Origin of the sequence: Devosia sp. MC521 (assembly GCF_014127105.1) — a bacterium.
Taxonomy (GTDB): Bacteria; Pseudomonadota; Alphaproteobacteria; order Rhizobiales; family Devosiaceae; genus Devosia.
The window spans coordinates 1,281,862-1,294,812 of sequence record NZ_CP059902.1; the positions used below are offsets into that span (position 1 = coordinate 1,281,862).

At 56.8% G+C, this 12,951-nt stretch carries 11 protein-coding genes; 8 read left to right on the forward strand and 3 right to left on the reverse strand.

Annotated features, from left to right (window positions below; genetic code table 11):
• The first annotated feature begins 140 nt into the window (after window positions 1-140).
• From rplM to H4N61_RS06075, 4 genes are all read left to right on the forward strand, one after another.
• Window positions 141-605: a 50S ribosomal protein L13 gene (gene rplM, locus H4N61_RS06060; protein WP_169196110.1), complete on the forward strand. Its 465-nt coding sequence runs from the start codon at window positions 141-143 to the stop codon at window positions 603-605.
• Between the two features lies 1 nt (window position 606).
• Window positions 607-1,089 (forward strand): 30S ribosomal protein S9, encoded by a 483-nt coding sequence (gene rpsI / locus H4N61_RS06065; protein WP_169196111.1) that lies wholly within the window; start codon window positions 607-609, stop codon window positions 1,087-1,089.
• A 135-nt stretch (window positions 1,090-1,224) separates the two neighbouring features.
• Entirely contained in the window at window positions 1,225-1,863 is a 639-nt protein-coding gene (locus tag H4N61_RS06070; protein ID WP_182395378.1) for a hypothetical protein, read from the forward strand.
• A 166-nt stretch (window positions 1,864-2,029) separates the two neighbouring features.
• A complete protein-coding gene (locus tag H4N61_RS06075) occupies window positions 2,030-3,397 on the forward strand; it encodes a dicarboxylate/amino acid:cation symporter (RefSeq protein ID WP_169196113.1) in 1,368 nt (455 codons plus the stop codon).
• A 94-nt stretch (window positions 3,398-3,491) separates the two neighbouring features.
• On the opposite strand, the gene H4N61_RS06080 is transcribed toward H4N61_RS06075, so the two are convergent.
• Window positions 3,492-4,751: a cytochrome P450 gene (locus tag H4N61_RS06080; RefSeq protein ID WP_169196114.1), complete on the reverse strand. Its 1,260-nt coding sequence runs from the start codon at window positions 4,749-4,751 to the stop codon at window positions 3,492-3,494.
• 184 nt (window positions 4,752-4,935) lie between these two features.
• Between H4N61_RS06080 and H4N61_RS06085 the strand changes: the two genes are divergently transcribed.
• The 3 genes from H4N61_RS06085 to clpX all read left to right on the forward strand — a co-directional run bounded on the left by H4N61_RS06085 (window position 4,936) and on the right by clpX (window position 7,473).
• On the forward strand, window positions 4,936-5,163 hold the full coding sequence (locus tag H4N61_RS06085; RefSeq protein ID WP_169196115.1) for a hypothetical protein: 228 nt from the start codon (window positions 4,936-4,938) through the stop codon (window positions 5,161-5,163).
• A gap of 228 nt (window positions 5,164-5,391) precedes the next feature.
• Window positions 5,392-6,021 carry an ATP-dependent Clp protease proteolytic subunit gene (locus tag H4N61_RS06090; RefSeq protein ID WP_169196116.1) on the forward strand — a complete coding sequence of 210 codons (630 nt, stop codon included), beginning with the start codon at window positions 5,392-5,394 and terminating at the stop codon, window positions 6,019-6,021.
• Window positions 6,022-6,195: 174 nt separating this feature from the next.
• Window positions 6,196-7,473, forward strand: coding sequence for an ATP-dependent Clp protease ATP-binding subunit ClpX (clpX, locus tag H4N61_RS06095; RefSeq protein ID WP_169196117.1), 1,278 nt, complete (start codon window positions 6,196-6,198; stop codon window positions 7,471-7,473).
• A 206-nt stretch (window positions 7,474-7,679) separates the two neighbouring features.
• On the opposite strand, the gene rocF is transcribed toward clpX, so the two are convergent.
• A complete protein-coding gene (rocF, locus tag H4N61_RS06100) occupies window positions 7,680-8,660 on the reverse strand; it encodes an arginase (RefSeq protein ID WP_182395380.1) in 981 nt (326 codons plus the stop codon).
• A gap of 251 nt (window positions 8,661-8,911) precedes the next feature.
• Between rocF and lon the strand changes: the two genes are divergently transcribed.
• Window positions 8,912-11,335: an endopeptidase La gene (gene lon, locus H4N61_RS06105; protein ID WP_169196119.1), complete on the forward strand. Its 2,424-nt coding sequence runs from the start codon at window positions 8,912-8,914 to the stop codon at window positions 11,333-11,335.
• Window positions 11,336-11,500: 165 nt separating this feature from the next.
• Here the strand turns inward: lon and H4N61_RS06110 are convergent, their stop codons facing one another.
• Entirely contained in the window at window positions 11,501-12,796 is a 1,296-nt protein-coding gene (locus tag H4N61_RS06110; protein WP_169196120.1) for a glycosyltransferase, read from the reverse strand.
• Window positions 12,797-12,951 lie beyond the last annotated feature (155 nt).

Genomic DNA, 12,951 nt, shown 5'->3' on the forward strand with positions numbered 1-12,951 from the left:
AATATAATACCGCAGTTCTAACCTGTTGTTTTTGTTGAGCTTTTTAAAGGCTCTTGACGGGTGAGGGAATCCCTCTTAAACCCGCCACGAAACGGCCATCCGTGCGCGGAATTGGCCTCCTGAATCTAGGGAATTCGATTATGACAACGTTCTCGGCAAAACCGAGCGATATCGAAAAGCAGTGGATCCTGATCGACGCCGAAGGCCTCGTCGTGGGTCGCCTTGCTTCGATCATTGCATCGCGCCTGCGCGGCAAGCACAAGCCAACCTTTACCCCACACATGGACATGGGTGACAATATCATCGTCATCAATGCCGACAAGGTAAAGCTCACTGGCCGCAAGCTCGACCAGCACCGCTTCTACTGGCACACCGGCTTTGCTGGTGGCATCAAGGACCGCACTGCACGTCAGCTGCTCGAAGGTCGCTTCCCGAACCGCGTTCTTGAAAACGCTGTTCGCCGCATGATGCCAGGTGGCCCGCTCACCCGCGCTCAGCTCAAGAACCTCCGCGTTTACGCTGGTTCCGAGCACCCACACGTCGCACAGAACCCAGCTACGCTGGATGTTGCTGCGATGAACCCCAAGAATGCACGGGTGAAGTAACATGGCCGAAACCATCAATTCTCTCGAAGATCTCGGCACTGCAGCAGTCGCTCCGGCTGTTAACACTGCTCCGGTTCACGTTCAGAAGCTCGACAGCCTCGGCCGCGCCTATGCAACCGGCAAGCGTAAGAACGCTGTCGCTCGCGTATGGATCAAGCCAGGCAAGGGCACTCTGACCATCAACGGTCGTGAGTTCTCCAAGTACTTCGCTCGTCCAGTTCTCCAGCTCATCGTCAAGCAGCCAATCGTTGCGACCGAGCGTCTGGACCAGTACGACGTGAACGTCACCGTTGCCGGTGGTGGTCTGTCCGGTCAGGCTGGTGCTGTTCGTCACGGCATCTCCAAGGCTCTCACCTACTTCGAACCTACCCTGCGTAGCGTTCTGAAGAAGGGTGGCTTCCTGACCCGTGATAGCCGTGTTGTTGAACGTAAGAAGTACGGTAAGGCGAAAGCCCGTAAGTCCTTCCAGTTCTCCAAGCGTTAATCGCTACGGATTCTGTATTTGGGAAAGGGCCGGGAAACCGGCCCTTTTCTTTTGCGCGGTTGTGGCGGTAGAGGACAGCGCATTATTCTTCGTGCGCCCCTCCCAATTGCGCGGGGCATCGCTATATAGCCCATCATGCAGTCTCTTATTACTCGCTTCCATCTCTTGGTTTTTGGCGTCACGGTCGCGATAGCGGCGGTCGGCTATCTGCAGATTCCTGAAACGTTTCTATTCCCCGCGCATTTCACACGCAGCACCGCCGATTGGCTGTGGCCGCGCAATCTTGCACTGCTCACTCCGCCGGCGATCCAACTCGTCATTATGCTGGGGTTCTTTCTCCTTGGTCGCGCGTTTACGAAAAACCATTTTGCCAAAACTCAGCATATTTTAGAGCCTGCTATCCGGTTGATCTTGATGGTCATCGCGGGATGTCAGCTTGGCTTGTTGCTCATGGGGATAGGGTCAGACCTTGATTTCTTTCGTGTAACTGCGGGCTTGTGTGCAGCAGCACTTATGGTGCTGGCGGCAATGCTGTTTGAAGCAGAGCGTCACAGCTACGGCGGCTTGCGAATGCCGTGGCGCGTCGTTTCGGATCGTGCGTGGGTGATTGTGCATCGTGGTTCCGCACTCGTCAGTGCGCTCGGCGCTGTGAGCCTCGGCTATGCGGCGTGGTCAAATCCGGGGCCGGGGGCCTTAATCCTGACTATCTCGGCAGTTTTCCTCGTCCTGCCATTGGTGGCGGGTATACTGACTTTGCTCACGCGCCGCTCTTGATACTGTTTTCGGCGCGATCGCATTAAGCGAGTAGAAAAAACTTCTCTCCCCGAAGGAAATGAAACGCCATTCGCTGCGTTTCGTAACTCACAGGCGTAGAGTCTGGCCAATTACTAGGCAAGTTGCTCACAACTCGGGCGATGCCGTTCTTTGGGGAAGAAAGAAAATGCCCACCTCATTATCGTCAGGCGTCACCTCTCGCGCACCAAAGCCTTGGTACACCAATTTCGGTGTCCAGGTTCTCATCTCCATGGTGATTGGCCTCATCCTGGGCTTTATCGCCCGCAACATGGGGCCAGACGCCGCCGGCGGCGCGAACTGGCTCACTGTTACACTGTCCACCGTCGGCTCCTCCTTTGTGTCGCTGCTGCGCGCTCTGGTGCCTGTTCTGGTGTTCACCGCCATTGTGGCCTCCATTGCCAATCTGCGTGAGCTCAACAACGCTGCTAAGCTCGTCTGGCAGACGCTTCTGTGGTTCGCCATTACTGCCCTCATTGCTGTCGCCATCGGCATCGCGCTTGGTCTGATCATTCAGCCGGGTGTGAACACTGCAGTCGCCGCAGAAGCGGCTCGCGCGCCTTCGTCGACGGGTTCCTGGCTCGATTTCTTGAAGGGCCTCATCCCGTCCAACTTCATTGGTTTGCAGGCATCAACCCGCGTCACCGACGCTGGCGCGACGACCAGCCTTAACTTTAACGTTCTGCAGATCCTGATTGTCTCGATCGTTGTGGGTATTGCTGCGCTACGTGTTGGCCCCGCTGCTGATGCGTTCCTTGCGTTCAATCGGTCCTTCCTCAAGATCATCCACAAGGTACTGTGGTGGGTCATTCGCCTGACCCCCATCGGCACCATTGGCCTTCTGGGCAATGCTGTGGCGGTCTATGGTTGGGACGCGCTGGCGCAACTCGGCTGGTATGCCGCTGCCATCTACATCGGTCTCTTCCTCGTGCTCTTTGTCGTGTATCCGGTTCTGTTGCAGGTCAATGGCCTCAACCCCATCCGTTACTTCCAGAGCGCTTGGCCTGCTATTCAGCTTGCCTTCGTGTCACGTTCGTCCATCGGCACATTGCCCGTCACAGAGCGTGTGACGGAAAAGAGCCTCGGCGTTCCGCGTGAGTATGCCTCCTTCGCTGTGCCTCTAGGCGCGACCACTAAGATGGATGGTTGTGCTGCGATTTATCCGGCGATCTCCGCAATCTTTGTCGCGCAGTTCTTCGGCATCTCGCTCGGTCTGGAACACTACCTGCTCATCGTGTTCGTTTCGGTGATCGGTTCGGCGGCGACGGCTGGCCTGACCGGCGCGACCGTCATGCTGACCTTGACCCTATCGACCCTTGGTCTGCCGCTGGAAGGCGTTGGTCTGTTGCTGGCGATTGACCCGATCCTCGACATGGGCCGCACAGCGGTCAACGTGGCTGGGCAGGCTTTGGTCCCGACCATCGTTGCTAAACGTCAGGGCATCCTCAATCAGTCTGTCTACGACAATGGCAAAACCATCGAAGACCTCGATGCAGACGCCGTTGCCGCAGAATAAGCGCGGCACATCATCCTGAATCAGAAGGGGAGGCTTTTGGGCCTCCCCTTTGTTTTTGCACGCGTTTCGACTTCTGGTACTATTAGCGCTTGAACTACTTCCAGCTCACCATGAGCTTCGTGAGGCCGTGGAAGTGGTAAACGTCTCCATACTTTGGCTCTTCAGCGATGCGCAAATTCGGTAGGCGCTCGAAAAGCACGCTCATGGCCTCCTGCAACTCGATACGCGCGAGCGGCGCTCCGATGCAGAAGTGAATGCCCGCGCCAAACGACACGTTCGCGCCATCAGTCCGGAAGGGATCAAAAGTGTTCGGGTTAGCGAAACGTACCGGATCACGGTTCGCCGCGCCCAACATCATGCCGACCACATCACCCTTGCGCAGGGGGATGCCGTTCAGCTCCGTGTCGTTACCCAGTGTGTAGCGGGTGAACAAATGCAGCGGCGCGTCATAGCGCAGGCATTCTTCCACCGTCTTTTCCGTCTGCTCTGGCGTTGCGAACAACGTTTTGGGATCAAGACCGCTCTCGAGGATGGATTTTACTCCATTGCCCGTCGTGTGCACGGTCGCTTCGTGACCGGCATTGAGCAGAAGAATGGCGGTCGACATGACCTCATCTTCGATCAGAACGTCGCCATCGCGGTCTGACGTCAGCATGTGGCTGAGGAGGTCCGCCTTGGGCTCCTTACGACGTTCAGCGATGACCCCGCGCAAATACTTGGTAAATTCCTTAGCCGCCTGATTGGCGTCGAGCTCGGTGTCCATGGTCACATTGTACATGTACATGGTCACCATACGGTTGGACCACTCGAGCAGCTTGGGTGCCATTTCCGCAGGTAGGCCAATCATCTCGGCGATGATGATTGCCGGAATAGGGGCGGCAAAAGCTTTAATCAGGTCAACGCTGTCTTGGCCCTCAAACTTATCGATCATGTCGTTGGCCAGCTGGCGAATGCGCGGACGCAAGGCCTCTACCTGGCGGGAGACGAACGCGCGGTTCACCAGCGTGCGCAGGCGCGTGTGCGCTTGGGCTTCGAGATTGAGCAGCGAGTATTTTTCGGTCAGATCGAAGTCTGCTGTGTGCGCTTTTGGCGGTTCGAGGCCAATTTCTTCGCGCGTTGCCACATGCAGAATGTCGCGGCCGAAGCGCTTGTCGCGCATAAGTAGGCTGACGGTTTTAAAGTCCGCAAAGCACCAGTGGCCATATTCCTCCCAGAAGAACGACGGGCTCGTGGCGTGTCGTTCAGCATAAAACGGGTAGGGGTTCTGGAAGAATGCGGGGTCTTGTGGCTTGGCACTCGCCCGCAAATGGGCGGGGACATCGGTGACTGGTCGAACTTGAAGAATGGAGGCCATGGGTCGGGACTTTCATACGATGGCCCAGCTTAAGGCGCTCTTGCGACAAAGCAAATCCACTTCTTGCATGCCAGTTTGCCCGCAAACACCGAGCCTTTCAAAAGCCACTGTGAACATAGAGGGCTTGGCATTTGCCTCGCAATCATGTCTTGAAGGAGCAAATACGACTGAGGATTCTGGACAAGTGAGCGATATCACCGTCTCTGCCGCGATTGACGCCGTACTGGCATCGATCAAGAACGACAACGAAGACTTGGACCTGCAGATTGCAGCGCTCAAGGCCGCTATGGCCCATGAAGGCGTCAAGGAAGCAGTGTTTGAAACAGCCAAGCTTCCCCAGCCGAACCGTCAGGGTCGCAAGCTGATGCAGTCCTACTTCAAAAAGAAGGGCGTAGCTGTCAGCTTCAGCTGATAAATTTGCGCCTATTTACCGTTCTGCATCATAGGGCGTGCTTCCTATTGAAGCTTGCCCTATGGGTGCCTATCTCTGCCTTTACCGCGCGTTAAGGGCAAATCGAATGCAATCGGCTTCAAACGCGCCGATTCGTTTCTTTGTCACGTTATGGTCCTGTCCGGTGCGCGTAAGGGACCAGAGGTGAACTAAAACCGCTCACCCATTCGGGGAGCCAAGGGGCTACACATGCGGGATCCGCACGATATTCTGACCAACACGCTCGTTCCGATGGTCGTCGAGCAATCCAATCGTGGCGAACGCGCGTTCGACATTTACTCGCGCCTGCTGCGCGAGCGCATCATTTTCGTGACCGGTCCGGTCGAGGACAACATGGCCTCGCTGATCGTCGCGCAGCTGCTTTTCCTTGAATCGGAAAACCCGAAGAAGGAAATCGCGCTCTACATCAATTCCCCGGGCGGTGTTGTGACCTCGGGCCTGTCGATCTACGACACCATGCAGTTCATCCGCCCTGCGGTTGCGACCATGGTTATGGGTCAGGCATGCTCCATGGGTTCGCTCCTGCTCGCAGCGGGTGAGGCTGGCATGCGTACAGCGCTGCCAAACTCGCGCATCATGGTTCACCAGCCTTCCGGTGGTTTCCAGGGTCAGGTCACTGACATCATGATCCACGCCAAGGAAGTTGAAGGCCTGAAGCGTCGCCTGAACCAGATTTACGAGAAACACACTGGTCAGACTTACGACCAGATCGAAAAGGCTCTCGAACGCGACAACTTCCTGTCGCCAGAAGAAGCCAAGGCAATGGGTTTGATCGACACCGTGCTTGAAAAGCGCGTTGTTCCAGACGCTGCCATCTAAGGTTTGGTGCGTTAAGCACTAAACCAATGCGCCGTGGAGTGTGATCCTGGTGCAATTGCGCATAGCCGAAGCGACCTTTAAGGTTGTTTCGGCTTAGACTTTCTTTATGCCTTGAGCGTTAGCCTTAAAGGCGAATGCTTGATTTTGGGGGCGATGAGTCTCCGGGAGTGACTGATGTCCAAAGAGACAACAAACGGCGAAACGTCCAAGAACACGCTTTACTGCTCGTTCTGCGGAAAGTCGCAGCACGAAGTTCGGAAGCTAATCGCCGGTCCGACCGTGTTCATCTGCGATGAATGCGTCGAGCTGTGCATGGACATCATCCGCGAAGAGAACAAGACCTCTATGGTCAAGTCCTCCGAGGGCGTGCCGACCCCTGCAGAAATCTGCAAGGTGCTCGATGATTACGTCATCGGCCAGTACCGCGCTAAGCGCGTGCTCTCCGTGGCTGTCCACAACCACTACAAGCGCCTGCACCACGCGCAGAAGAATCAGGATGTTGAACTTTCCAAGTCCAACATCATGCTGATCGGCCCGACGGGTTCGGGTAAGACTCTGCTCGCGCAGACCATGGCTCGTATTCTCGATGTGCCGTTCACCATGGCTGACGCCACCACGCTGACCGAAGCCGGTTACGTTGGTGAAGACGTTGAAAACATCATCCTGAAGCTGCTTCAGGCTGCTGACTACAACGTTGAAAAGGCGCAGCGCGGCATCGTCTACATCGACGAAGTCGACAAGATTTCCCGCAAGTCGGACAATCCTTCGATCACTCGCGACGTGTCGGGCGAGGGCGTACAGCAGGCTCTTCTCAAGATCATGGAAGGCACCGTTGCCTCCGTGCCTCCGCAGGGCGGCCGTAAGCACCCGCAGCAGGAATTCCTGCAGGTCGACACCACGAACATTCTGTTCATCTGTGGTGGCGCGTTTGCGGGCCTTGAAAAGATCATCTCCGCTCGCGGTGAAGGTTCCGGCATCGGCTTTAACGCTGTCGTCAAGGATCCAAACGATCGTCGCGTCGGCAAGATCCTGGCGGATGTTGAGCCAGAAGATCTGGTTCGCTTCGGCCTGATCCCAGAGTTCATCGGTCGTCTGCCAGTTCTGGCAACGCTCGAAGATCTCGACGTTCCGGCACTGCTCGAAATCCTGACTGCACCGAAGAATGCACTCGTTCGTCAGTATCAGCGCCTCTTCCAGATGGAAGAAGTTGAACTGACCTTCCACGAAGACGCTCTCAAGGCGATCGCGGAGAAGGCAATCGAACGCAAGACCGGTGCTCGTGGCCTGCGCTCGATCATGGAAGGCATTTTGCTCGACACCATGTACGACCTGCCAAGCCTCGAAGGCGTCCAGGAAATCGTCATCTCGGAAGAAGTGGTCAAGGGCAAGGACGTTCGTCCGCTCTACATCTACTCCGACAAGGCCAAGGAAGAAGCCCCGGCAACCGCCTAAGCTTCCCCGCCTACGAATTGGAAAAGGCCTCCCTTCGGGGAGGCCTTTTTGTTTTTGGGTAAAGGTCCCCTGCCGGTTCCTGCACCCCATCCCCCGTCATTGCCCGGCTCGACCGGGCAATCCATTGCTATGGCGCGTCAGTCTCGATCCCCGAGACAAGCCCGGGGATGACGGCTTGGAGAGGGCAGTGGGTGAGTGTGTGGTGCCTAGCCCTCTTCCCCCGTCACAAACTCCATCGGCCCAGGCTCTTCGCCCATTATGGATCGCCCAAAGAGGCTGGCGACCAAATCCACGAGAACCGTGGCGCTTTTCCCGCCTTCATCGAGGAACGGGTTCAGCTCCACAACATCGAGCGACCCCATAACGCCGCTGTCGTGGATCATTTCCATCATCAAATGCGCCTCACGATAGGTGAGGCCCCCCGGCACCAGCGTGCCACCACCCGGAGCAACCGAGGGGTCGAGACTGTCGACGTCAAAGCTGACGTGCAGATGCGCTCCCGCAATATTCGCCTTGTCGATAACTTTTTGCATAGCAGCAACGATACCAAGCTGATCCAGACGGCGCATATCGACCACATCGACACCGCGCGCTTGCACCAGCCGCCGTTCATCGCGATCCACAGACCGCGCACCAAAAATCGTCACATTGCGAGGCTCAATCCGACCGAGCCAGTCGCCTTTAAAACTCTCGTCAAACTCTGGCTCGCCACAGAGCAGCGCCAGCGGCATGCCGTGCAGATTGCCGGTAGGGGAGGTTACGGGCGTGTTGTAGTCCGCGTGGGCGTCAATCCACAACACATGCACAGGTCGGCCCGTTGTCGCGCAGTGGCGGGCGACGGCCGACACCGTTCCGATTGCGATCGAGTGGTCGCCACCTAAAAAGACCGGGGTATTCCCAGCCTGCAAAATTGCAAAGCCAGCGTCGCTGGTGCGAGCCGCCAAATCCAGCACATCTGCCTTGCGCACTTCGGGCAGGCGCGTGCTGGATGGATTGGTGGAGACTTCTGGCTGAGAACGCCTCAGGTCGCCATAATCGGCAACCTCGTGGTCAAGGTCGATGAGGGCTTCCACAAGGCCCGCGACACGGAGCGCGTCAGGGCCCATGCCGCATCCTCTCACTGAGGCGCCAGACGCGGTTGCGATCCCTAGAATGTCGATGCGCTTGGGTCGGAATGGGCCAGTCATGGGGCGCTCCTTGTGCTCCGGTTCAGAAACTATACACCCGGCCTGAATGCAAGGCACATCAGTGTTCCCTGTACTCGGACATATCTCCTGTGCGTAGGGCATAGATGTGATAGAAAAGCGTCATTGGTCACTTGCGACAGCGTTCCTTAAACCTATTTATTAATGGAAATCGCCCAACCTAGTTTGGTTGAGTTGTCGCAATACGGGTGCGTCATTTGCCTGCCTCAGGCGCACCTCGGAAAGGAAATGTGATGTCGGAAGTTACTTCCACCGGCGAAACCAGCCGGGACCGGGTTTATCCGGTTCTCCCTCTGCGCGACATCGTCGTCTTCCCAGGCATGATTGTGCCGCTGTTCGTTGGCCGTGAGAAATCGGTCAAGGCGCTGGAAGAAGTTATGCGCGACGACAAGCATATCCTTGTCGTGACGCAGAAGAACGCGCAGGACGACGATCCGGCGCCAGACCAGATTTATCCTACTGGCACGATTGCCACTGTGCTGCAGTTGCTCAAGCTCCCCGATGGTACCGTTAAGGTACTGGTGGAAGGGCTCAGCCGCGCCAGCATCGACCAGTATTTGCAGACAGAAGACTATTTCGAAGCCGAAGCGTCTGTGCTGGAAGAGCCAGTCGAAGACGCCACCGAAATTGAAGCGCTGTCGCGCTCGGCTCAGTCCGAGTTCGAAAATTACGTCAAGCTGAACAAGAAGATTTCAGCTGAAGTCGTTGCCGCTGTTGGTCAGATCGAAAACGCTAGCAAGCTGGCCGATACAATTGCGAGCCACCTCGTCATCAAGATTCCTGAGAAGGAAGAGCTTCTGCAGATGGTCAGCGTTATCGAACGCTTGCAGAAGATCATCGTTCTCATGGAAGGCGAAATCGGCGTCCTTCAGGTCGAAAAGCGCATCCGCTCGCGTGTAAAACGCCAGATGGAGAAGACCCAGCGCGAGTACTACCTGAACGAGCAGATGAAGGCGATCCAGCGCGAGCTGGGCGATGGCGAAGAAGGTGCCAACGAAGTCGCTGAGCTCGAAGACCGCGTTGCCAAGACTAAGCTTTCCAAGGAAGCCAAGGCTAAGGCCGAAGGCGAAATCAAGAAGCTTAAGGCGATGAGCCCGATGTCGGCGGAAGCCTCAGTCGTTCGCAACTATCTCGATACGCTGCTCGGCCTGCCTTGGGGCAAGAAGAGCAAGGTCAAGCGCGACCTGGCTATTGCCGAGAAGGTTCTCGACGCGGATCACTATGGCCTCGAAAAGGTCAAGGAACGCATTCTCGAGTATCTGGCTGTTCAGGCGCGTACAGGCACGTTGAAGGGGCCGATCCTCTGTCTCGTTGGTCCTCCGGGCGTCGGTAAAACCTCGTTGGGCAAGTCGATTGCTAAGGCTACAGGCCGTGAGTTCGTCCGCATGGCCCTAGGCGGCGTGCGCGATGAAGCCGAAATCCGTGGGCACCGTCGTACCTATATCGGCTCCATGCCGGGCAAGATCATCCAGTCGCTCAAGAAGGTGGGTAAGAACAACCCACTGTTCCTGCTCGATGAAATCGACAAGATGGGCCAGGACTTCCGGGGCGACCCGTCGTCGGCTCTGCTTGAAGTGCTCGATCCCGAACAGAACAACTCGTTCTCGGACCACTATCTGGAAGTCGATTTCGACCTTTCGGACGTGATGTTCGTGACGACCTCGAACACGCTCAACATTCCAGGTCCTCTGATGGACCGTATGGAGATCATCCGCCTCTCCGGCTACACCGAAGAGGAAAAGCACGCGATTGCTAAGCAGCACCTGCTTCCAGAGGCTGCGAAGGAAAATGGCGTGGCGCACGGTGAGTTCATTCTCTCCGATGAGATGCTGATGAAGGTTATTCGCGGTTATACCCGTGAAGCTGGCGTCCGTAACCTCAAGCGTGAAATCTCCAAGCTGATGCGTAAGGCTGTCACCGACATCGTGCGCAAGAAGGTCAAGTCGATCACCATCGATGATGAAAAGCTGACCGAATATCTCGGCCCGCTGGTCTTCAAGCACGGCGAAATCGAAGCGGAAGCACAGGTCGGTCTGGTGACTGGTCTGGCGTGGACTTCGGTTGGTGGCGAAATGCTGACCATTGAAGGCGTGATGACGCCGGGTAAGGGCCGCATGTCGGTCACCGGTAACATCAAGGAAGTGATGAAGGAATCGCTGACTGCGGCACAGGCCTATGTGAAGTCCCGCTGCATCGACTTCGGCATTAAGCCGCCGATGTTCGACACGCGCGATATCCACGTCCACCTGCCAGAAGGGGCAACCCCGAAGGATGGCCCATCGGCCGGTATCGGTCTGGCAACCGCAATCGTTTCGGTCATGACCGGCATTCCGGTTCGCAATGACGTTGCCATGACGGGTGAAATCACGCTGCGTGGTCGCGTGCTTCCAATCGGCGGGCTCAAGGAAAAGCTCCTTGCGGCACTCCGTGGTGGCATCAAGACCGTGCTGATCCCAGAAGAGAACGTTCGCGATCTCGTCGAGATCCCGGACATCGTCAAGCAGGGCATGGAAATCATTCCTGTGAGTCGGATGGATCAAGTCATCGAGCATGCTCTGGTGCGCAAGCCTGAGGCAATCGAGTGGAACTTCGACGAACAGCCAGTGGTCAAGACCACTGACACTTCTGACGAAGCAGCGCTCGGCGTGACCCACTAATCGGGCCGCAGACCAAACTTTTAAAATGGCGACCTTCGGGTCGCCATTTTTGTTTCTGGTTCGGAATCAATGTCTGAGAGACAATCGCTAGTGCATTGTTTCAAAACGAAAACAGCGCCGTCCCAAAGGAGGCGCTGTTGGCAATTTTAGTGATAGGCTCTTAGCTCAGAGCTTGCTGGGCCGTGGAAACCGACGTGCACCCGCAGCTGCGGCAGCGATCGTCGCCTCGATAAAGGTCACCGAGGTTTCTAGCCCGTTTTCCTGGTTTAACGCTTCGCCGATGTTGCGTGCGTTAATGGCCATTTGCTTATTGCTCGTGACTTCATGCAGCGCGTCAGCGAGCTTTTCTTGTGTCATCTCGCGTTGACGGATCGGCGCTGGGCCGCAGCCCAAGGCGCGCACGCGACGGCCCCAATAGCGCTGGTCATATGCCTGCGGCACGGTGAAGGTCGGACGACCTGCGCGCAGCCCCACAGCCGTGGTTCCGGCGCCACCGTGGTGCACGACTGCCGAGCAAAGGGGGAAGAGCTTGTCGTGTGGGGCTTCATCGACCGCAAAGACGGTATCCGGCAAATTGTCGGTGTTGATGCCGCCCCAGCCGCGCGAAACGATTGCCCGACCGCCCCAGAGGTTGATCGCGCCGCGCAGAATTTCCGTATTGCGATCCGATCCAAACGGCATTGAACCAAAGCCGATGTAAACCGGGGCAGGGCCCGCATCGAGAAACGCTTGCAGTTCTGCTGATGGTTTCCAGCCTGTGCGGTCGTCGAGGAACCAAAAGCCCGTCACAACCGCCGTCTGCGGCCAATCCCGCGGGCGCGGGGAAACCAGCGAGGAATAAGTGTAAAGCGTCGGCAGATTATTGCCGAGGCTGTCCTTAAACAGCCCGCCCTTCTTGCGCGGTCCGAGACCCATGAGTTCCTTGCGCAAACGATCGCGCGGCAGGTCAAAATAGGCCTGCTGGAAGTTCATCGAGATATAGGAGAGCTTATTGAACGTCGCTCCGAGATCAGGAATTTCGTAGGCGCTAATCGGGAATTCGCGCGTTGGGTTCAGCGGCTGCATCGCCGTCATGATGACTGGGATGTTCAGCGCTTCGGCAATATCGATCCCAAAGCTGGTGTTGATATTGACCACAATCGCGTCGGCGCCCTGCGCCATGGTCCAGGCATTGCGGGCAGCAGTTTCGACCAGCGCCTGACCCTTGCGCAGGATCTGAGGGAACTGGTGAATCTTCATCTTGCTGACCGCGTCGTCGAACCGGCTGTCGTTCAACCAGTCCTGAATACGCGTTCCAAGATTGCAGAATTCGATGCCGTGGCTTTCCACAAGGTGCTGAAAGTCGGCGTTAGTGCCCAGAATCACATCATGGCCGGCTTGCTTCAATTCCAGCGCAAGCGCGAGATAAGGGCGAACGTCGCCCGAGGTGCCTATGGTTGCGATAGCGATACGCTTCTTCATGCACCTACCTGAATAATTCCGGCCGATAACCCTTGGGTCAGACATAATTGTAGCGCCTCTACGGCATTTACAAGCACGGTCGGACAACTTATGAAAGCTTGGTCACGCGTCGACGTGGTACCAGAAGTCGTTTCCGAAGGGCAAGAGACATGGCG